Below are 22,847 nucleotides of genomic sequence, written 5' to 3' on the forward strand. Positions count from 1 at the left end.
AAAAAAACGCCGCACGAAAAGGTGCGGCGCTTTGCTTTATTGAATTGGAATATTCTATGGGTCCTATTTAATATGCCCACATATCTTGTTCCCTGTCCCTTATGCCCTCTTTGATTCGTTGGGCTTCCAAGAGCTGGAACAATGCATTATCAAATATGTAATCACTGATCTCACGATCTTCGTGAACGTTTTCCTCTTTGTAGATCACTCCATTGAATCGACGTGCGTTCAATAGCATATCAAAAGAAAGAGGCCTTGCAGAGTTGCGCTGGTTGTACACTTTGGCATCGTGCAAAATTTGCCTTGCCGCAGGGTACCACACCCAGAACAGTTCTACCTTGTTCTCTCCTGGGTCGATAGACTCATCATCGATGAAGTTTACGTCAGGAGCAACCGGGGCGATTCCCAACAAGCGATACTTAAGTTCGCCTTGGCGTTTGTCGAAATACCAGATTCCTTTTATGCGATACTCTTCAATATCGGCCGCGGTAAGATCCCTTTTGTTGATAAACTCTGGGGATATTTGCTCACCAGCATTCAATTGTTCATATCCAAGGTCGGTGGTATCCACTTTACGCAAGGTTGCGGAAAGGTCTTCCAGCTTTCTCTTCTCGGTAAAGTAAGAGTCTGCATATACCTCGGTAAGGTTGCCGTTTCTGATGTTTTTCATCAAAACGTGGTACAAAGACCTTCTATCCGCCCCAATACCTATGGTATCGGTTGGGTAATACAATGGAAAGTTAACTCTCTCGTCAAGATCGATGATTTCCCATACAGTTTTGGACCAGAGGATATCCCTATCGTCCACGTAACCGTATTCTAAGGGCTCATCGGCATCGTGCTCTATCTGAGCTTGGGTTTTCTTACCTATATCCTCGGGCAACTTGGCATTCAAAATGTTTGCCTGCGCCATCATTGATACTGGCAATATGCCCAACAATCCAATTAATAATGCGTTTTTCCAATTCATGATTGCTTGTATACTTTTTATACTTCTTAGTTTGTAAGCTCAACCACTACAGGAGATACTTTTTTCAACTTGTAGCTCTTGTTGTTGGTGATGTAAGCTTGGATATCGAATATCTGGACAGACTCGCCTCTATCTGCTCTCTTAAGTGCAGATTTGGCTCTGGCATCCAATTTGTTTCCGTTTACAACTACAGTAGGTTGACCAGGAACTTTGAACTTAAACTGGCTTACAGCAAGGTTCAAGTCAAAATCGAAATCTTCCAACATAGCGCTTACAGTAGAAATTTCCAGGTTGTTCCTTGGCATCTTAACGCTACCGGACTCTCCACGAACAGTTCCGCTTGGTCTTGGAATATCCTTGATACGGAATTCAGACTTGGTGCTGATTCCTTTACCATCTGGCAATGTACCGGATGCGGTAATGGTCACAGATCTTCCTGTACCTGGGTTCATGATGTACTGGCTTCCGCTTCTTCTGGTCAAACCAGGAGCATTTGCGGACACCTTGTTATCTGGAATACCAGGAATGGAAATGGTCATCGGGTTGGCAACACCACGGTAAACCACGTTCATTTTATCTGCGGAGATAACGGCTGCGTTAGGCATAGAAATAGTGGCGAAGGTATTGTCTATCTCCACTGGCACTTCCTGTCCATCCTGCATGTACGTCATGGTTCCTTTAATGGTGTGGTCACCAGGAGTACCGGCACTGATCAACATTTTGATACCACCAGCTTCCAATTCGTAATCCTTACCTTCTGTCAATGGTCTTCCATCCAAAGTCAATTCAGCTTTTACAGGAGTAGAGGTCTTGTCAGTTTTGCTAACAATGATCTTACCATCGTACTTTTCACCTGCGTAATATGCTGTTTTGGGTGCGTCCAATGTACTTTCAAAGTTGGTCAAGGAAACCGCTTCGGTCAACTCACCTTCCAAAAGGGTCTTCAACACCTCTTGCTCAGTGGTTTTGATATCGGCCTGCAACTGGGTCATCTTGGTCAAAGAGGCCACCAATGGGAACCCTTCAAAGTGATAGTTGATCCAATCTTGGCGTGTACCATCTCTCTTCTCGACTTTTCCGTCTTCACCACCTGTGGCAAAACGTGCTTTAACTCCGGATTTCAAAGATTCGAAACCTTCTGCGGGCAAAGCGTTGATTACGCCTTCACGGTACGTTTCAATCTGCTCCATGAACTTTTTCCCTTCTGGGCCCAAATTGTCCCCTTGAAAGAATTTTTGGTCCAAGTAATCAGACTTGTCCATAACCACATAATCTTTGTCGTCTTCCAGATCTGCGGTCATTTCTTTTTTCAATCCTTCCAGATAGCTGTAGTAGTTATCCGAAAGTTGTTTGATCTGCTGAGCATCCTCATACAGTTCGCCGTACTCTTCTTCGTTTTCAGAAGCTTTGGTTTCCAAGCTTGCAAAGAACGTTGAGTTATTGGCGTCCATATTGGTGTTGGAAGTTTCCAGCTTTTCGTTCATTAGTCCGAAAGCCGCAAGTACTTCCTTGCTCATATTCAGGGCCAACATCGCGATGAAGATCAAGTACATAAGGTTGATCATCTTCTGACGTGGTGTTTGTTTTCCTCCTGCCATGTTTTTCTAATTAGATTTAATAATTAATTTGATTTGGTTTGTTTTCTGTTGATATCAGAATCTCTAATTAGTTTTTTCCTCCCATGGCTGTTAGCATTCCACCATATACTCCGTTCAAGGAAGATAGGTTTGTGGCCAAGGACTGCATTTGGTCTTTCAATGCACCTGCGTTCTGTACTACTTCCTCGTTGATGGAAGCTTGTCTGCTTGCGCTTTCCAATTGTACTTTGTACAAGCTGTTCAAAGATTCCATTTGAGCTGCAGCGTGGGATAGTTCCTCAGAGTATTTTTTGGTGTGTTGAATAGCATCTGTTGTTGGAGTGATATTCTTAGCGGCACCTTCAAAACTCTTGATACTCTCGCCCAAGTTGGTAAACAATTCAGAATCGATCTTGGCTTCCTTAAGAAGGTTGTCCAATTTTTTGGAAAGAAGTCCTTCCGCTTCTTGGGCATCCTTTGCTTCTTGTTTTTTGGAAGCGCTTTGTTGACCACCGGCCAATTCAGGATAAACCAAGGACCAATCGTATTCGTCGTCCACAGGTTCAAATGCACTGATAGCGAAGATCAATGCTTCAGTAATAAGTCCGACCGCAAGAAGAAGTCCACCTGTAAGTGGTCCGAACTCCCAGTGAAGGATCTTGAACAATGCACCAATAATTACTACCGATGCCCCAAGCCCGTAGGCCATGTTAAACAGCTTTTTTGTTGATTTTGACTGTGCCATAATTTTAGTTTTAATTAAGTTATATAAATAAGTATTGGGTTACTACTACTCTTACTTGTTATTTATATAATGTTCTCTCGTTGTCTTTTTTTTGTTATAATCCGCTTCTTCCGTTGGTAGAATCTTCTTCTCCCATGTAATCTTGAACAGTTCTGAAACCGATATAACTTCTGGCTGAATCCTGGTACTCGTAATCTCTGGTACTTACCTGAAGGAAATATGCAACATCCTTCCAAGAACCACCACGGATCACTTTTCTTTGATTGTCCTGGGAACCAATGTTCGGGTTCATAGTGGACAAAAACTCATAAGCACCGGGATCAAAGCTTGAATTTGTCCATTCGGACACGTTACCGGCCATATTGTAAAGGTTGTAATCGTTTGGTTCAAAGGATTTTGCCTCTACGGTGTACAATGCGGCATCGGCAGCATAATCTCCTCGTTGTGGCTTAAAGTTGGCCATAAAGCAACCCGTATCACTGATCACATATGGACCACCCCAAGGATATGTACCTCCTTCGATTCCACCTCTTGCCGCGTATTCCCACTCGGCTTCGGTCGGTAGCCTAAACTGGTTCACAAACTGTTTTCCACGGCTCTTTTGGTCGTCGTTTTTAAATTTTGTTCTCCAGTTGCAGAAAGCCTTGGCCTGCATCCAGTTTACTCCAACTACAGGATAGTCGCTGTAGGCATCGTGCCAGAAGTAATCGTTGTGCATGGGCTCGTTGTAGCTGTATTCGAAATCTCGAATCCAAACGGTGGTATCGGGATAAATTTCCAATTCTTCGTGCTTGATGAAATCCTTACGGTTACCAGCTCTGGCTCTTGCCGCTGCTTCGATATCCATCCAGCTATACTTGTATTTTAATTTGGTAACGTCAATGGAACGCAATCCATTATAGCTTTCCTCTTCCGACAAGTAAATGGAATCCATCACCTCAGCATAGTACTCATCCGGATACTCGGAAGTATCCCATACCAAATCAACATCCTTGTTCAGTGCCCTGCCTTCATAGCCAGTGGCTCCAAGACCTGCGTAGTTGTCCAGCATGTACTTATCGTAAACGGAAAGTTCGGTTGTATCCGTATCCTTGAATGCGTACTCACCAATACCTTCATCTTCTGGGCTAATACCCAGTTCGTCGGCCAAAATGGCCAATCGTGTTCTTACTATGGAATCCTTGACCCACTCCACAAACTGACGGTACTCACTATTGGTGATTTCCGTATCGTCCATATAAAAGGAACGTACGGTAACCGTTCTTGTAGGGGCGTTCAATACTTTTGCCTGATCCTCCTCAGCTTTACCCATAACAAAGGCGCCTCGGGGAATCAATTCCATTCCATAGGGTTTTTCTGGATGCCACTTTTTTCCACTGACCCCAACTAGTTCACCTTTTGACCTTGATTTAGAGCCGCAACTGGTAAGCAAAAAAACAAGTGCTATAGATGAAAAGAATAGCTTTCTCATACTTTAGGTTAAATTATTTCGATTCAAGATTAAAACTGCGCTACACAGATTCATTACTCTCAAAACTGATTTTTGAATAAATTATTGTGTAAAAACAATTAATGGTCAAAATTTAATTTATTTAGTTCAAGCCTTTCCTATAAGCTTTGAACCACCTTTCGGGAATGTTCTGGTTGCAAGCATCCAGATAGTCCTCTTCGGTGCATGGTAATAACGCGACCGAATTTGTTTTAGTATGTTCCGCTAAAATTGTTGGTACTTCTACCCACCACCTTTCTGTGACATGGCTTTTAAAGAAGATAAGCTCTTCGGTGTCCGTGGGTACAGTAAACTTTGTGAAGTCTTCGCTCTTGGAGCTGGGGTATTCTTTTATTCTGAAGCTCAGACCTTCTATAAAATACCAAATAATCTGGGCGATCATTTGAAAGGCCTGATAGGAATTCTCCCCTTCGTAGATACCGAACAGGGAAACCTTATCGCTGATTCCGGCATATCGGGCAATGGCACATATCTCCCTACCCGTAAAACCGTTCGGGGAAAAATTTCTTGAACCGCCCATTTCGGCGGCCCTTATGGCCCTAAGGTCCAAGCTCACGATGTCGCTGCTGCGCAATACCGGTTCCGCCAACTCAATATTGGCCGCTATCTCCCCCAATCTGTAGGCATCAAAAAATAAACGCTCCATCAAATCCTTTTCTTCCTGGGCATTGAAATAGCTCTGATACCCTATATTGGAAAAATTAAAAAGGTTGTTTGGTTTATCGGTGATGATCTTGCTCATGTAGGAGTGGGAGGAAATAAGCTCATCGTCCTCACCAAAGTCGAATCGACTGTCAATGGAGACCAGGTTTACCATGTTCTTGATCTTATCAAAAGCACGGTAGGTAGGGAATGTAATGTCTTGGGTCAGACCTATTACTATGGGAATGATGTTTTCCTCAAGGAGTCCCGCTACAATTTCTTTAACAACAAAGTAGGTATCCTCTACGGTATCGCCCTCCTCCACATCACCAATATCGATAATGTTGGAGTTCCAGTTGCCCATCATCAACCTGTACAGTTGGATACGGACTTCGTCCAAATCCAACTTTTCCGGCTTTTTCTCGAATGCGTTCCGCGATTCCAATACGCCAAAGATGGCGACATCGGCATGGGCGAACACGGGCAGCCCATCCTTTTCCGTGTGCATATGGACGTTTTTGCCCAATGCTTGTTGTGGCAACAGTTCACAATGTGCCAGCACCTTGTCCTTTACCGGAACCAAAAAATCGAACGCCATACTATTTCTTAGCTTTTGCCTTGGCTTTTTTCTTTGGTGATTTCTTTTCCAGTAGGGCCTGTGCTTCTTCCAATGTTATTTTTGTGGCATCCACATCCTTGGAGAGCTCAACCTTTACCCTACCCTTTATTATATTGTGTCTTCCCCAACGGGCTTTTTCTATCCTGATTTTTTCCTTGGGCCATTCCTGGACCAGTTTTTCGGCCTCTTTTTTCTTTTTGGCCTCGATCAACTCAGCGATATCCCCTTCGGAAAGATCGTCAAAATCGTATTTCTTGTTCACATTGATGAACATTCCGTCCCATTTAATAAACGGTCCAAACCTACCTTTGCCCTTGGTCACCTCTTTGCCATCATAGGTAGCAATCGGCGCATCGGCTTTTTGCTTTTCCTTGATCAGTTCAATGGCGCGGTCCATATCCACATCAAAGGCACTTTCTCCTTGTGCCAGCGAAATGAATTTTTTTCCAAACCTTACATAAGGTCCATATCTGCCCACATTGGCCTCAACTTCTTCACCCTCATACACCCCCAATTTCCTTGGAAGTTCAAAAAGTGTCATGGCTTCCTCAAAAGTAATGGTAGCAATGGACTGGTCTGGAAGCAAACTTGCAAACTCCGGTTTTTCTTCATCGTCCACAGTTCCAATTTGTACCATAGGACCAAAACGGCCCAATCTAACAGATACTTGTCGGCCCGATTTCGGATCTGTTCCCAGCACACGTTCGCCACTTGCCCGTTCCGCGTTCTCCTCGACCTCGATGACATTGGGATGGAAATCCTTGTAGAAATTTTTCATCATTTCCTGCCAATCCTCATCACCTGATGCAATCTCGTCAAAATCTTCCTCCACCTGGGCAGTGAAGTTATAATCCAAAATCTGTGTGAAATGGGTTACCAAAAAGTCGTTAACGACCATTCCAATATCCGTGGGCACTATTTTTCCTTTCTCCGACCCCACGGTTTCCACAAGCTCGGTGTCGGACACTTTTCCTTTTTCGAGTACCAATTGGATATATTTCCGCTCGGAACCTTCAACAGTGCCCTTTTCCACATAGCCTCTATTTTGAATGGTAGAAATGGTCGGGGCATAAGTAGATGGTCTACCTATTCCCAATTCTTCAAGTTTTTTCACGAGGGAGGCCTCGGAATATCTATACGGAGGTCTTGTGAATCTCTCGGTGGCCGAGATGAACACATTTTGCAATGGCTCTCCAACATCCATGGCCGGAAGCATTCCGTCCTGCTCCTCTACACTGTCCTCATCGTCGGTTCCTTCCAAGTACACTTTTAGAAACCCATCAAACTTCACGACCTCTCCGTTTGCGGAGAATTCCTCATTATGGGTGCTCGCTTTTATTTTTACATTGGTACGTTCCAACTGGGCATCGCTCATCTGCGAAGCCAGGGTACGTTTCCAGATAAGTTCGTACAATTTGGCCTGATCGCGCTCCAACTGGGGAGACTGTAATTTCATATCGGTTGGGCGGATGGCCTCGTGTGCTTCCTGTGCGCCTTTGGATTTTCCGGTAAAATTTCTGGTCTGGCTATATTTCTCGCCATAATTTTCCACGATGGCACTTTTTGCGGCGGACAACGCTTCGTTCGAAAGGTTTACACTATCCGTTCTCATATATGTGATGAGACCAGCTTCGTACAATCGTTGCGCCACTTGCATGGTCCGGCTTACCGAAAAATATAGTTTTCTGGAAGCCTCCTGTTGCAAGGTGGAAGTGGTAAATGGTGCTGCTGGTGATTTTTTCGCTGGCTTTTTTGCCAAGTCGGACACAGAAAAACCTGCGCCGATATTTTCTTTCAAGAATTTTTCGGCAGCTTCCTTAGTGGGAAAAGTGGTATTGAGCTTTGCAGCAAATGCATTCCCTCCCTTGGTTTTGAACTCCGCCTTGATCCTAAATGAAGCTTCGGGAGCAAACGCCTCGATCTCTCTTTCCCGCTCCACGATCAATCGAACTGCGACCGACTGTACCCTACCGGCCGAAAGACCTGGTTTTATTTTTTTCCAAAGTACAGGTGAGAGCTCATACCCCACCAATCGGTCCAGCACCCTGCGGGCTTGCTGTGCATTGACCAAATTATAATTGATGTCCCTTGGGTTTTCGATGGCTTTCTGGATGGCCGATTTGGTAATGGAGTTAAAAACAATTCGTTTGGTCTTGCTTTTGTCCAGCCCCAATTCTTCTGCCAAATGCCAAGAAATAGCTTCCCCTTCCCGGTCCTCATCACTTGCCAACCATATGGTTTCCGCTTTTTGGGCCAAATCCTTGAGCTTTTTCACCAAGGCTTTTTTCTCCTTATCTACGGTATATTTGGGCTTAAAATCGTTCTCAACATCAACACCGAGCTCTTTTGAGGGAAGGTCGGCAATGTGTCCAAAACTGGACTCTACTTGAAATTCTTTTCCTAGAAATCGTTCAATGGTCTTCGCCTTTGCGGGGGACTCTACAATAACTAAATTCTTTGGCATGCACTGGGTTTTGTGAGAACAAAAGTATATTAAAATTTAAACTTCGTCATTTCCCGCGATTCTTTTACCTACAAAACAGAAAAAAATCATCAATTATAATCCCAAAGGCATATTAATATGTATTCGTGGGTGCAACAGGCTGAAATAATTGTTATTTTTAGAAAGACTAACACAATAACTCAACCTAAAATGACCAACCGCTACTTGATCATGGTACTTGCCGTACTATGTTTTTATCCCTCGAACGCACAACGAAAAAAGAACAAGAACAATTCTCCCCAATTTAAGGAATCGCTCTACAACGGAATGGAATACCGTATGGTTGGCCCGCATCGAGGTGGCCGGGCAGGAACCGTGACCGGTGTGGCAAACGACCCCAACCTCTATTATATGGGTACGGCCGGCGGAGGCGTATGGAAATCCACAGATGCTGGGAATTCATGGGTATGTATTTCGGATGGTTATTTTGGCGGGTCCATTGGAGCCGTTGCCGTTGCCGAATCCGACCCCAATATAATTTATGTCGGGGAAGGCGAACAAACGCTCAGGGGCAACGTATCATCAGGGAAAGGACTTTGGAAAAGCATGGATGCCGGGGAAACATGGGAATTTATCGGGCTCAAGGACTCGGAGCATATTGCCCGAATACGCGTCCATCCCGATAATCCGGACATTGTTTACGTAGCGGCCATTGGCAATCTATGGAAGCCTAATGAGGAACGCGGTGTTTTCCGGTCCACGGATGGGGGCGAAAATTGGGAAAAAATCTTGTACATAAGCGATAAGGCCGGAGCAGGAGACCTGATCATGGACCCCAACAATAGTAGGATCCTTTACGCAGCCACTTGGCAAATGAAACGAAACGGATACCGAATGGACAGTGGCGGCCCCGATAGTAGAATGTTTAAAAGTACCGATGGCGGCGATACTTGGAAGGACATCTCGGAACATTCCGGATTGCCCGGTTTTCCTTGGGGAATCGTTGGCTTAACGGTTTCACCTTTAGATTCTGATAGGGTATTTGCCATCATCGAAGCAGAGGATGGCGGTGTTTTCCGTTCTGATGACGCCGGGGCAACCTGGAAAAAAGTGAACGAAAACAGGGGTCTTAGGCAAAGAGCTTGGTACTACAGTAGAATCTATGCCGATACGCAAAACAAGGACAAGGTCTGGGTGATGAACGTGAGCTACGGCGTTTCTACCGATGGCGGAAATACATTTACCCTAAAAAATGCGCCTCACGGGGACCACCATGATCTTTGGATAGACCCGAACAACAACCAACGCATGATCATTGCCGATGACGGCGGGGCTCAAATTTCCAACGATGGGGGAAATAACTGGACCACCTATTATAATCAGCCAACAGCTCAGTTCTATCGCATTGCAACGGACAGTATTTTCCCTTACCGGATTTACGGGGCGCAGCAGGACAATACGGCCCTTCGGATTTCGCACCGTTCTTCAGGGTCGGCCATCACAGAAGACGACTGGGAACCTACTGCAGGAGGCGAGAGCGCCCACTTGGCACCCGACCCCAAAAACAACCAATTGGTATATGGGGGCACCTATAAAGGATACATGAACCGTTTGGACCACACCACGGGACAGACCATTTCCACGAATATTTGGCCGGACAATCCAGCTGGATCTGGCGCAGAGGTAATGAAGTACCGTTTTAACTGGAACTACCCAGTAACATTTAGCCGCCACGATTCGGATGTGCTGTATGCCGGGTCCAATTATTTACACGCCACTACGGACGGGGGTCAATCTTGGAAAACCATTTCCCCAGAATTGGCGCGGGGCATCCCCGAAACCATAGAATCATCCGGCGGACCAATTACGCAGGACAACACTGGAGCGGAATTTTATTCCAACGTTTTTGTGATTTCCGAATCCATCTTGGAAAAAGGGGTTATTTGGACCGGTAGTGACGATGGATTGATCCATGTGACGCGAGATAATGGAGCTACTTGGGAAAATGTCACCCCGCCAGAATCCATGTCACCCAAATTGAACATGATCAACTCCATAGACGCCAGCCCATTTGACCCAGGCACCGTATATGTTGCCGCTACTTCCTATAAATTCGGCGATTACACCCCGTACCTTTACAAAACGGAAGATTATGGAAAAACATGGAAATTGATCACGGATGGCATCAAGGAAAATTATTACACCCGGGTCATCCGTTCCGATAAAGTAAGGAAAGGCCTATTGTATGCAGGTACCGAGTGGGGCATGTACATTTCGTTCGATGATGGGGAAAACTGGAGCCCTTTCCAATTGAATTTACCCATTACCGCGATTCGCGACCTTCATGTAAGGGACAATGACCTTATCGTTGCTACGCACGGAAGAAGTTTTTGGATGATCGATGACCTCACACCCTTGCATCAACTATCCGAAGAAGTGGCCAACAGTGATTTTTATCTGTACCAACCCGATATGGCCTACAGAATGCACCAAGATCGTTCCTGGCAAGAGCCCGATACCAAATTGGTAGGTGAAAATCATCCGGACGGCGCCATCATCAACTATTATTTGAAAAGTTTAAAGGAGACCGACACTATCACCATGGAAATTTTGGAGACCAATGGAAATGTTATCCAGTCGTTCTCCAACCATGCAAAGCCTGACAAATTAGACCCGACCTCAACTCAAAAACTTAACGTCTCCGAAGGAGGTAACCGGTTTATCTGGAACATGAGGTATCCTGGCTACCAAGAATTCAAAGGAATGGTGTTCTATTCCTCGCCCAACATAGGGCCAAAGGCCGTGCCCGGAAACTATAAGGTAAGACTAACGGTGAACGGAAACTCAGTGGAAAAGACATTTACCATAGTCAAAGACCCTAGAATTTCGCTAGCCCAAAAGGATTTTCAAGACCAGTTTGACTTTGTAATGAAGGTTCGTGATCAAGTTTCTCGTGCCAACAACGCCATCATCAACATTAGGGACATTAAAAAGGATTTGGCCTATCTAAAAGAAAAAACCAAGGACAATCCTGAAATCCAAAAAATGGCCAAGGATTTTGAAACGGAACTTTCCGTGATCGAGAACAACATCCATATGACCAAAAACCAAAGCAGGCAAGATCCTTTGAACTACGGTATCCGCATCAACAATAGATTGGCATTTTTGATGGTAGACTCGCAACGTGGCGACCAAAAACCGACACAGCAGGCCCAAGAATTTTTTGTGGAGATCACCAATGAACTGGACAAAGAAATCAATGACCTTAATGCCCTTGTGGAAAAACAGGCCACTTTGATCAATCAAAAGGTAGATGAGAATAAAATAAAAATGATTTCAACCCAATAATTAGGACTAATCAATTTTAAAAAAAAGCGCCCTCCGAAAAGGGCGCTTTTTTTATTTTATCTCAATCGAGTCCTATCTGACTCAACAATTTTATACCATTATTCAAATACTCATATTGGTAAAGCGTCTCATCCCCTACCATGATCAAATGGTTTTCCATCGGAATCACGTCAAAAGTAATAATGTCATCAAAGTGGTTCAATAACACCAAATTGTCGATATCTGTCTTGTCATACACCTTAAGACCAGATTCTCCGTCACATATAAATATTTTTTCATCCTTAATACCTAAGCCATAAGGCCCGTCCATGGAATACGATATGGCCAGTTCAGGATTCTCTATATCCGAAATATCAACAATGAACAAACCACTTTCCGTAGCTCCGCACATATTTCCACCTCTCAATGTCACGTAGGCATAATCCCCATCCACCACAACGGGGTCGCAGGTTGTGCCATGTTCGAATTCCGAAACCAGTGTTGGTGTACCAGGAGACGAAATATCATAAATGTACATTCCCCTCATACTCCCCAAGAACAGATAATTGTCACGATTAAAAATAGTTTCTATATCAAAACCGGCATAAACGTCTTGCAGTACTTGGGGGCTGTCCAAATCCGCAATGTTAAATACATTTATATAATGACTATCAACGGCATATAGGTAATTGTCCACAATTTTGAACCTTGCCAATGAACCACCCTGCCCAGTTACAGCATTGGCATCATTGGTCGTTTCTGCAAAAGCAATCCCGAAATCTCCAAAACGGGATTGATACTGCTCTGTTGTCAAGCGTTCCGAAACCATTTCCCATCCGATCACAATTTCCTCGGAATTATAAGTATAGCTGCTGTAATCCACCAAATCTGCTTCAAAAGGAGCGGCAACATAGCTTTGCAGAACATTTTCCAACCGATTTACAATCGTGATATCCCCAAGATCGGAAATATCCAGTACCACCAAATCCATTAAACTATCGGCAAACAGATAATCGTTCTTTACAGAAATATCCACATTTCCAGGGATTTGAATAAAGGCCACTTTTACCGGCTGGTTCGGGTTGCTATTGTCTATAACATGCACCCCTTTATACTTATCGTTGATGAAGATATAATCTTGATACACATAAACTTTACCCGATTCTTCCATGGGCCAAGGGGCAATAATGTCTACACTATTGGCGAACTCCGCCCGACTCATTGTCAAGGGACGGGCCACTAAATATTCTTGATATTTCCCGTTGGAATCATCATCGGAGCAAGAAATTATCAGTAAAAAATTAAGACATAAAAGTAAAATGACCTTGATTTTCATAGCGGTTTGTGTTTTAACCACTTAGATACAAGCCAAAGCATTTCGTTGCGCCCTTTTTCGTGAAAAATTATACATCCATCGAAATGCCAACCGCATCCTTATATATAAAGTAAACAGGGATTTTACTGAACATGGCCGTAAAAAACAGCCCCACCAAACAAAGGAATACCCCAAGCTGGGAAACCAGTCCGGCAACTATGATCAAAAGAAAGATCATCAACCAATTCTTATTTCCCAATGCAAATCCCGCTTTTGCGATTTCCAGAGCGGAAAGATCCCTGTCAAAAGCAAAGAAGGCCGGAAACAGGGACATCGGCACGATCAAATAAAAAATTCCCAGCCCGCAGGTCAATACCCCGAGAAATGACAGTCCGGTCATGATCAAGGAAAGAATCAAAGCCTTGGTCAAATACTCCTTTTTGAAGTAGAAAAAGTAATCATCCTTTCCAGATTCATTGAGATCATATTTTCTACAGATCCGTAAAAAAGCAGCGTTCAAACAAATACTAATGGTCATTACCCCCACAATGAGAACGGGAGCCATCAAACTGATCAAACCTGCCAATGCAGGTGGCATTTCTTGTTGGTCCAACATTTCAGGGTCACTTATCCCAATAGCGATCATAGGCAGATAAATCAATAAATAAAAGGGCAGAATACTGGCAAGTGTTAAGACAAGGGTTAGGAATCCCTGCAACCATACTTTTTTAAAAAGCTCAACGGAATTATTGAAAACAGTACCGAACTCCACATCCGGACTCTGCTTGATTCTTTCTGAAATATTAGTGAAATCCATATTTAAAATGATTGTGGTTTCGCGCTTGAAGGTAACAATAACAAGGGATACATCAATATATTCTTAAAAAATACTGCCATAATGTCACTAAAATGGAATAAGCACTATCTTTGCACCCCATTGAAACATTTATGATAGAGGAAAAAAGCGTGGAAAAAATTATAGATGAGAGCCAGCAAGGAAGTACGTTGTCGCTGGAAAAAAACGAAAAGAACGGCAGAAAGCTCTACATAGAAAGCTATGGCTGCCAGATGAACTTTTCGGACAGCGAAATCGTTGCCTCCATCTTGGCCAAGGAAGGTTTCAATACCACCCAGAACCTGGAGGATGCCGATCTTGTTCTGGTGAACACATGCTCCATTCGGGAAAAGGCCGAACAAACCGTTCGTAAGCGTCTAGAAAAGTTCAATGCCGTAAAAAGAACCAACCCCAACATGAAGGTCGGTGTACTGGGCTGTATGGCCGAACGGCTGAAGAGTAAATTCCTGGAAGAGGAAAAAATCGTGGATATGGTGGTAGGCCCAGATGCCTACAAAGACCTTCCCAATCTGATACAAGAAATTGACGAAGGCAGAAATGCCGTAAACGTTATCCTTTCCAAGGATGAGACCTACGGCGATGTGGCCCCAGTTCGGTTAAACACCAATGGCGTCTCCGCCTTTGTTTCCATTACCCGGGGTTGCGACAACATGTGCACCTTCTGCGTGGTACCTTTTACCCGAGGTAGGGAACGAAGCCGCGACCCACAATCCATTCTGGAAGAAGTGAACGACCTGTGGGAAAGAGGGTTCAAGGAAATTACGCTATTGGGCCAGAATGTGGATAGCTACCTTTGGTATGGCGGCGGATTGAAAAAGGATTTTGACAAAGCCACGGACATGCAAAAAGCCACTTCGGTAAACTTTGCCGGTCTATTGGAGCTGGTAGCTCAGGCACAGCCCAAGATGCGCATCCGTTTCTCCACATCCAACCCGCAGGACATGACATTGGACGTCATCGAGGCCATGGCCAAATACCAAAATATTTGCAAATACATCCACCTGCCCGTACAGAGTGGTAGCAATCGTATTTTGAAAGCGATGAACCGTTTGCATACCCGTGAGGAATATTTTGAATTGATCGATAACATCAAAAAAATTATTCCAGATTGTGCCATAAGCCAAGATATGATCACAGGCTTCCCAACTGAAACCGAAGAAGACCATCAGGATACGCTAAGTTTGATGGAATACGTTAAATATGACTTTGGGTTCATGTTTGCCTATTCCGAAAGGCCAGGAACATTGGCCGAGCGTAAAATGGAAGACGATATTCCCGAAGCCGTCAAAAAAAGACGTCTCACGGAAATTATAGAGCTGCAACAAAAACACAGTCATTATCGTACCCAAGAGCATTTGGGCAAGACCGAGGAAGTGCTTATCGAAGGTACCTCCAAAAAATCCGATGCCCATTGGATGGGTCGCAACTCACAAAACACCGTTGTGGTATTTCCAAAGGAAACATACAAGGTAGGTGATTTTGTAAATGTAAAAATCAACGAATGCACCTCTGCAACACTGATCGGTGAAGCCGTAGGGTATTCTGAAAACAATTAATAATCATTTGTAATTCCACACCCATTTCTAAGCGTAGTCGAAGAACGATGTGGAATACCTAAAAAATAAAGTTCCTGCTTTCACGGGAATGACAACATATGGAAAGTGTACAATCCATAAAACAGCGGTTCGAGCTCATCGGAAACGACGTAAAGCTCAACCGGGCCATTGAAAAGGCCATACAGGTAGCACCAACGGATATTTCAGTTTTGGTCACCGGGGAAAGTGGTGTGGGAAAAGAATCCCTTCCCAAGATCATCCATTCGCTCTCGCACCGTAAACATGCCAAATACATTGCGGTAAACTGCGGGGCCATTCCCGAAGGTACCATTGACAGCGAATTGTTCGGACACGAAAAAGGGGCCTTTACCGGGGCTACCCAGACCCGTAACGGTTATTTTGAGGTAGCTGATGGCGGAACCATCTTTTTGGACGAAGTTGGCGAACTGCCTTTGACCACCCAGGTAAGGTTGCTCCGCGTATTGGAAAACGGGGAATTTTTAAAAGTGGGGTCCTCCCAGGTGCAAAAAACCGATGTGCGTATTGTGGCCGCGACCAACATTAACATGTTCGACGCCATTAAAAAAGAAAAGTTCAGGGAAGATTTATACTACCGTTTGAGCACCGTGGAAATAAGTTTGCCCCCGCTCCGCGACAGAAGAGACGATATTCATTTATTGTTCAGAAAATTTGCTTCCGATTTTGGGCAGAAATATAAAATGCCCACCATTCGGCTGGAGGACGACGCAGTCAATTTATTGCTGAAATACCGCTGGCCCGGCAACATCCGACAGTTGCGTAATATCGCGGAGCAGATTTCCGTACTGGAAGAAGAGCGGAGTATTTCTGCCGCTACCCTCAACAGCTATTTGCCCGATTCCAGTGGTTCCAATCTTCCTGCCGTTGTCGCACAGGCAAAAAAAGAAGGCGATTTTAGCAACGAACGCGAAATTCTGTACAAAGTGCTTTTTGATATGAAGAGCGATTTGAACGATCTCAAAAAATTGACACTCGAACTTTTAAAGGACAACGATTCCAATAAAGTACAGCGTGAAAACGAAAACCTGATCCGTAAAATCTACGGCAATCAGGAAGAAGAGGACATTGAGCACGAAGAAAGCACCACGGCGGAACTCCTTCATCTCCCCGAACCCATTGTAGAAGCACCAACGCCTCCCCCGGCGCACCAATCCCCGGAGGACAGGTATCATTTTGCAGAGGAGATCGAAGAAGAAGAAACCCTATCTTTACAGGAAAAGGAAATCGAGTTGATCAAAAAATCGTTGGAGCGCAACAAGGGCAAACGAAAAGCCGCCGCTGCCGAACTGGGCATTTCGGAAAGAACGCTTTACCGTAAAATAAAACAGTACGATCTTTGATCAAGATCAAAACAAAGTTTGAATAGAATGAAGAGAAAAAATGGAATAAAGCTCGGACTGCTGGGAGTGGTTTTCTTTCTGCAAAGCTGTGGGGCATATAATTTTTCGGGAGCGGACATCGGAACTGCTGAAAGTTTCCAGGTCAACTTTTTCCAAAATTATGCCGATCAGACCCCTGGTTCCGTTATTGTTCCAGGATTGGGACGGGATTTTACATTGGCACTCCAGGATATGATCAACAATTTGACCAGCTTGTCATTGACAGGCAGCAATGGCGACCTTATTTACGAAGGCGAGATTGTGGAGTACAAAATCATCCCGATGACGGCCACGGCAGACCAACGTACCGCCCAGAACAGATTGACCATGAGCGTAAATGTGCGCTTTTTCAATACCACAAAGGAAGATGCCGACTTTGAAAGAAGATTTTCCTTCTTTTATGATTTTGATGCTGCTGCCTCCCTAACATCGATACAGGCAACGGCCCACGAAGAAATTTTTGAGCGGCTTACCCAAGATATTTTTAATGCCTCTTTGGGCAATTGGTAATCAATTTATGAACGTTTCGGATTTTATACATATTCTTCAAAACTCCAACACCATCCTATCTCCCAAGCAAACGAGGGAGCTGGAGGACATTATTGAAGAATACCCTTATTTTCAGGCCGCTCGGGCACTACATTTAAAGGGACTTAAAAATCTGGACAGCTACAAATACAACAATGCGTTAAAAATTACGGCGGCACATACTTCTGATAGGGACGTTCTCTTCGATTACATTACCTCCAATGAATTTATTCAGAACAATATCGCCAATGCCATAGCGGGAAGGGGCGCCAAATTGGAAGATCAGGAAGCCGTTTCCGAAGAAATACAGCCCAATCCCAATGCCGCTAGCATGTTGTCCGAGTCCAGTGAAACAGCATTGCCACAAAATATTAAGGATGCTGAGCAAATTTTGAACCCGGAACTTTTCAAAAACAAAACTCCGGAAACCAAGGAAGCAAAAACAGAACCCAAGGAAAAACAAAAATCGACAGACCTGAACCTTGGTAAGCCCATTCCTTTCACCAAAAAGGAAAAACATTCCTTCACCGAGTGGCTTCAACTAACGGCAAAGACCGAAGAAGAGGAACCGGCGAAAGAGAATGTAATGGAGGAATTGGAGCGTAAGAAAAAATTCGAGCTCTTGGAGCGTTTCATCCAAAAAAACCCAAAAATCGTCCCCAAGGAGAGCAACCCAAAAATTGACATCAAAGAGTCCACAAAACTGGACAAAAACGAATTGATGACAGAGACCCTGGCCAAGGTATACCTAGAACAAAAAAAGTACAAAAAAGCCATTCAAGCTTTTAAAATATTGAGTTTGAAATATCCAGAAAAAAGTGGTTTCTTTGCAGACCAAATTCAGGCGGTGAAGAAGCTGCAGAAAGAAAAAGAATAAGAAATGAGCACGTTTTCAATTTTTTTGGTACTGATAATTATCGTGTGCCTTTTGTTAATCTTGGTCATTATGGTCCAGAATCCCAAAGGTGGCGGATTATCCTCATCCTTTGGCGGAAGTGGCAACCAAGTTGTTGGTGGTGTTAAGAAAACTGGGGACTTTTTGGACAAGAGTACTTGGACACTTGCTACCCTATTGATTGTTTTGATCTTGCTTTCCAATGTTTCCCTAAAAGGGAACTATAGCCAAGCAGATTCCAAATTACTTCAAGGTGATGATACCGAAATTCCGGAAACGGTACCTGAAGAAGTTCCAGAACAACTTCCACCTGCAAGCACAAATTCTCCAGTGGACACCATTGGATAAATTGAGTGACAAAGCATAGAAAAATGCCAGCTTGAATGACAAGCTGGCATTTTTGTTTTCCAGAATGTCAGTTTTGGAGTATTGGCACAATTTCTGCCGTTTTGATACGAGAATTTTTAAAACAAACACCTAAAATTAAAAATATGGCTAAAATTAATATCAAACCATTGGCAGACAGGGTTTTGATCGAGCCGCTACAGGCCGAGACCAAAACTGCCTCCGGTATCATCATCCCGGACAACGCAAAGGAAAAACCTCAAAAGGGAACTGTTGTGGCCGTTGGCCCAGGGACCAAGGACGAAAAAGTGACAGTTAAGGTAGGTGACACCGTTCTTTACGGAAAATATGCCGGTACCGAGCTTAAGTTCGATGGTACCGACTATTTGATGATGCGCGAAAGCGATATTTTGGCAATTGTATAATTAAAATCAACTAGAAAGAAATGGCAAAAGATATTAAGTTTGACATAGATGCACGTGACGGACTGAAAAGAGGCGTTGATAAATTGGCCGAGGCAGTAAAAGTGACCTTGGGACCAAAAGGAAGAAACGTAATCATCAGCAAATCGTTTGGAGCACCACAAGTGACCAAAGATGGTGTGTCCGTTGCAAAAGAAATCGAATTGGAAGACGCCCTTGAGGACATGGGTGCACAAATGGTTAAGGAAGTTGCTTCCAAAACCAATGACCAAGCAGGTGACGGTACCACTACCGCAACCGTATTGGCACAGGCCATCGTAAAAGAAGGTCTTAAAAACGTAGCTGCTGGAGCAAATCCAATGGATTTGAAACGCGGTATCGACAAAGCCGTTGAAGCTTTGGTGGCCGACCTGGAAAAACAAGCCAAAAAAGTTGGTAACGACTCCGACAAGATCAAGCAAGTAGCTTCGATTTCCGCCAACAACGACGATGCCATCGGTGATCTTATCGCCAAAGCATTCGCCAAAGTTGGAAAAGAAGGTGTAATCACCGTGGAAGAAGCCAAAGGTACCGATACGTACGTTGACGTAGTGGAAGGTATGCAGTTCGACAGAGGATACCTTTCTCCTTACTTTGTTACCGACACAGATAAAATGATCGCTGATTTGGAGAACCCTTATATCCTTCTTTTTGATAAGAAAATCTCCAACTTGCAGGAAATCCTTCCTATCCTTGAGCCCGTGGCACAATCCGGAAGACCTCTTTTGATCATTGCCGAAGATGTAGAAGGTCAAGCCTTGGCAACATTGGTAGTGAACAAATTGAGAGGTGGCCTTAAGATTGCCGCAGTAAAAGCTCCAGGCTTCGGTGACAGGAGAAAAGCCATGTTGGAAGACATCGCCATCTTGACCGGGGGTACCGTAATCTCCGAAGAAAGAGGTTTCTCTTTGGAAAACGCTTCTTTGGACATGTTGGGTACTGCTGAGACAGTGACCATCGATAAGGACAACACTACAATCGTGAACGGTAGCGGCAACGCTTCCGACATCAAAGCGAGAGTAAACCAGATAAAAGCTCAAATCGAGACCACCACATCTGATTACGATAAGGAAAAACTTCAGGAACGTTTGGCCAAATTGGCCGGTGGTGTTGCCGTACTTTATGTAGGGGCAGCTTCCGAAGTGGAAATGAAAGAGAAGAAAGACCGTGTGGACGATGCCTTGCACGCAACCCGTGCCGCTGTGGAAGAAGGTATTGTTGCCGGTGGTGGTGTTGCCTTGGTAAGGGCCAAAAAGGTTCTTGAAAAATTGGCGACCGACTCTTTGGACGAAACTACAGGCGTACAGATCGTGGCCAAGGCCATCGAGTCACCATTGCGTACCATTGTAGAGAACGCAGGTGGTGAAGGCTCCGTAGTAATTGCCAAAGTACTTGAAGGTAAAAAAGACTTCGGTTACGATGCCAAGTCAGACCAATATGTGGATATGCTTAAAGCAGGGATTATCGATCCCAAGAAAGTGACCCGTATTGCTCTGGAAAATGCAGCATCCGTTGCCGGAATGATCTTGACCACCGAGTGTGCATTGACGGACATCAAAGAAGATGCACCTTCAATGCCTCCAATGGGAGGTGGCGGAATGCCGGGCATGATGTAATTCATGAATACAAGTATTATAAAATAGGAACGCCCCGATGCAAATCGGGGCGTTTTCTTTTTATCTGTTTAGTGCGGTCCTTCATAAGAACCAATAACCAAGTTACTTCTTTTTACCAGTAGCTTGGGCAGTCTTCTTGGCAGCAGGCTTTACAGCTTTTGCAGGAGATGACTTTCCAGTTGACTTTGCTTGTTTCATCAGTCAATAATTTAAAAACTGAAGTAAATGTATTCCAGATTTAAATATGTAGATTTTATTTGGCTAAATATTAACTAAAATAAAAATTAGTCAAGCGTCCCTACCACACTGCCACAGGTAAGCATGGCATCACCGTAGTAAGGATTCCGTATTTCTTGCTCCAAACTCAGCCAGTTCGCGCCTTTGTCATTGTTTGCCATAGGACAATGTTGGACATAAATCTTAGTTTCCAAACCTTGCATTTGTTGTCCGATCTGGATCATGTTTTGGGAAAGCTGGATAAAAATCCCACGTTGATCCTCCAATGTACTTTTTGAAGCCATTTCTGCCAGTTGTTCTGCCAATTGGGACATGTGGCTCCTGCCCATATCATCCATTTGCATACCACTGATGTCCGAAGCAATCCCTGCTCCTTTTTGTGCCAATGCTTGCGTTTGTTCACTGTTCGATGCTACCAAGGCATCTTTTAGGTCCAGATACACCTCCAACAAACCGCCAAACTTGTCCTGTACCGCTTCTGAAAATTCCATTTTCATGGTTCTGCCCATTTTTGAATGGCCTTCGTGGTCCATGGTCATAGTTTCACCATCTTGGTTCATCATGGATTTTTTACCCTGCAATTGTGCTGCGGCATCCACGGTAAAAGTTCCCTTGGCAACAACAAGTTCCCCCGGTTCCAATCCCGAGTTGACCGTATAGCTTCCATTGCTCAAATTTCCCAGTTCCACCTCCCTCATTTCAAAAATCGAAGTTGACGGGTCCGGCTGCACATACACCAAAGACCGTTGACCTGTCCATAAAACCGCACTCTCCGGAATGGTCAAAACCTCATCCTTTTCATTTTTGGACATCTCAATCTTAGCCTGCACGAACATTCCGGGCTTTAGCAACCCTTTTTCATTATCAAGTTCGGCGCGAACCTCCAGGGTCCTGGTCCTGTTGTTCAATAGGGGAGAAACAAAAGAAACTGTCGCGGGAAATGTTTCATCCGGGTAAGATCTTGTCGTGATTTCCAAGGTTTGACCCTTTTCAAAAAGGCCTAACTGACTTTCATAGGCATCAAAAATGGCCCAAACAGAGCCCAAATTGGCCACTTTCACCAAAGGTGAACCTGTTTTAATATAATCTCCTTCCTCCACCATTATTTTTGAAACCACTCCCCTGACGTTGGAATATACCGGGAAATTTTCAACAACGTTGCCTGAATTTTCTATTTGGTCAATTTGTGATTCGGACAACTTCCACAGCTTTAATTTATTGCGGACCGCTTTATACAATTGGGGCTGGGTTTCCTTCAATTTGGCCGCCGTCAGCAATTCTTGCTGTGCCGAAACCAAGGCCGGCGCATAAATAGTGGCCAGCTTTTGGCCCTTGCGTACCTCTTCCCCTTCAAAATTTACAAAGATCTTTTCTATCCTACCATCAAAGTATGCCGATTGGACCGCGTCGGATTCTTGGTTAACGGCAATCTTGCCCGAAACCTTGACACTGCCCTCCCCTTCAGTTTGGGAACCTACCTGAATAGTTTCCACCCCCGCGAGCACCATGGCATTCTGGGTCATTTTGATTTGATTGGCCATGAGTCCTTCTTCGCTACTTTCCGCAGGAATAAGGTCCATACCACAAATGGGACAAGACCCTGGCTCCGGCTGCATGATCTGTGGATGCATAGAACAGGTCCACATTTCGCTGGAAGTAGATTCGGTGCTGTGATCATGTTCGTCCATTGTAGTGCTGCCTTCACTGCCCCCAAATATGAGATAGCCGACCAATAATCCGACTACCACAGCAATTCCGATATAAATGATATTTTCCTTTTTCATTTT

17 protein-coding genes are annotated in these 22,847 nt (G+C 44.3%); 8 read left to right on the top strand and 9 right to left on the bottom strand.

Annotation, left to right across the window (positions count from 1 at the left end; translation table 11 throughout):
- Positions 1-67: 67 nt before the first annotated feature.
- The 6 genes from porN to topA form a co-directional block, all read right to left on the bottom strand.
- Positions 68-970: a type IX secretion system ring subunit PorN/GldN gene (porN, locus tag SD449_RS09930; protein ID WP_318310348.1), complete on the bottom strand. Its 903-nt coding sequence runs from the start codon at positions 968-970 to the stop codon at positions 68-70.
- Positions 971-996: 26 nt separating this feature from the next.
- On the bottom strand, positions 997-2,568 hold the full coding sequence (gene porM / locus SD449_RS09935; RefSeq protein WP_318310350.1) for a type IX secretion system motor protein PorM/GldM: 1,572 nt from the start codon (positions 2,566-2,568) through the stop codon (positions 997-999).
- A 67-nt stretch (positions 2,569-2,635) separates the two neighbouring features.
- On the bottom strand, positions 2,636-3,292 hold the full coding sequence (gene porL / locus SD449_RS09940; protein WP_318310352.1) for a type IX secretion system motor protein PorL/GldL: 657 nt from the start codon (positions 3,290-3,292) through the stop codon (positions 2,636-2,638).
- Between the two features lie 94 nt (positions 3,293-3,386).
- Positions 3,387-4,763 (bottom strand): T9SS ring complex lipoprotein PorK/GldK, encoded by a 1,377-nt coding sequence (gene porK, locus SD449_RS09945; protein ID WP_318310354.1) that lies wholly within the window; start codon positions 4,761-4,763, stop codon positions 3,387-3,389.
- A gap of 121 nt (positions 4,764-4,884) precedes the next feature.
- Complete coding sequence (locus SD449_RS09950) at positions 4,885-6,042, bottom strand: formimidoylglutamase (RefSeq protein ID WP_318310355.1); 1,158 nt, start codon at positions 6,040-6,042, stop codon at positions 4,885-4,887.
- Position 6,043: 1 nt separating this feature from the next.
- Positions 6,044-8,527 carry a type I DNA topoisomerase gene (gene topA / locus SD449_RS09955; protein ID WP_318310356.1) on the bottom strand — a complete coding sequence of 828 codons (2,484 nt, stop codon included), beginning with the start codon at positions 8,525-8,527 and terminating at the stop codon, positions 6,044-6,046.
- Positions 8,528-8,716: 189 nt separating this feature from the next.
- Here topA and SD449_RS09960 point away from each other — a divergent pair, with 189 nt between their 5' ends.
- Positions 8,717-11,854, top strand: coding sequence for a VPS10 domain-containing protein (locus SD449_RS09960; protein ID WP_318310357.1), 3,138 nt, complete (start codon positions 8,717-8,719; stop codon positions 11,852-11,854).
- Between the two features lie 61 nt (positions 11,855-11,915).
- Here SD449_RS09960 and SD449_RS09965 read toward each other — a convergent pair whose 3' ends face one another.
- The gene (locus tag SD449_RS09965) at positions 11,916-13,169 is read right to left on the bottom strand and encodes an LVIVD repeat-containing protein (RefSeq protein WP_318310358.1); all 1,254 of its coding nucleotides are present in this window, start codon (positions 13,167-13,169) and stop codon (positions 11,916-11,918) included.
- A gap of 67 nt (positions 13,170-13,236) precedes the next feature.
- Entirely contained in the window at positions 13,237-13,965 is a 729-nt protein-coding gene (locus SD449_RS09970) for a hypothetical protein (protein ID WP_318310360.1), read from the bottom strand.
- Between the two features lie 149 nt (positions 13,966-14,114).
- On the opposite strand from SD449_RS09970, the gene miaB reads away from it, so the two are divergent.
- The 7 genes from miaB (at position 14,115) to groL (ending at position 20,823) form a co-directional block, all read left to right on the top strand.
- On the top strand, positions 14,115-15,560 hold the full coding sequence (gene miaB / locus SD449_RS09975; protein ID WP_318311236.1) for a tRNA (N6-isopentenyl adenosine(37)-C2)-methylthiotransferase MiaB: 1,446 nt from the start codon (positions 14,115-14,117) through the stop codon (positions 15,558-15,560).
- Between the two features lie 98 nt (positions 15,561-15,658).
- Positions 15,659-16,939 (top strand): sigma-54 interaction domain-containing protein, encoded by a 1,281-nt coding sequence (locus tag SD449_RS09980; RefSeq protein ID WP_318310362.1) that lies wholly within the window; start codon positions 15,659-15,661, stop codon positions 16,937-16,939.
- Between the two features lie 27 nt (positions 16,940-16,966).
- Positions 16,967-17,488 (top strand): LptE family protein, encoded by a 522-nt coding sequence (locus tag SD449_RS09985; RefSeq protein WP_318310364.1) that lies wholly within the window; start codon positions 16,967-16,969, stop codon positions 17,486-17,488.
- Between the two features lie 7 nt (positions 17,489-17,495).
- Positions 17,496-18,383, top strand: a complete 888-nt coding sequence (locus tag SD449_RS09990; RefSeq protein ID WP_318310365.1) for a hypothetical protein — start codon at positions 17,496-17,498, stop codon at positions 18,381-18,383.
- A gap of 3 nt (positions 18,384-18,386) precedes the next feature.
- The gene (gene secG, locus SD449_RS09995; protein ID WP_318310366.1) at positions 18,387-18,749 is read left to right on the top strand and encodes a preprotein translocase subunit SecG; all 363 of its coding nucleotides are present in this window, start codon (positions 18,387-18,389) and stop codon (positions 18,747-18,749) included.
- Between the two features lie 143 nt (positions 18,750-18,892).
- Positions 18,893-19,171: a co-chaperone GroES gene (locus tag SD449_RS10000; RefSeq protein ID WP_108246930.1), complete on the top strand. Its 279-nt coding sequence runs from the start codon at positions 18,893-18,895 to the stop codon at positions 19,169-19,171.
- Between the two features lie 20 nt (positions 19,172-19,191).
- Positions 19,192-20,823, top strand: a complete 1,632-nt coding sequence (groL, locus tag SD449_RS10005; protein ID WP_318310368.1) for a chaperonin GroEL — start codon at positions 19,192-19,194, stop codon at positions 20,821-20,823.
- Positions 20,824-21,107: 284 nt separating this feature from the next.
- Here groL and SD449_RS10010 read toward each other — a convergent pair whose 3' ends face one another.
- Positions 21,108-22,844 (bottom strand): efflux RND transporter periplasmic adaptor subunit, encoded by a 1,737-nt coding sequence (locus SD449_RS10010; protein ID WP_318310370.1) that lies wholly within the window; start codon positions 22,842-22,844, stop codon positions 21,108-21,110.
- Positions 22,845-22,847: the final 3 nt, after the last annotated feature.

This window comes from Flagellimonas crocea (genome assembly GCF_033441595.1).
GTDB classification, from domain to species: domain Bacteria; phylum Bacteroidota; class Bacteroidia; order Flavobacteriales; family Flavobacteriaceae; genus Flagellimonas; species Flagellimonas crocea.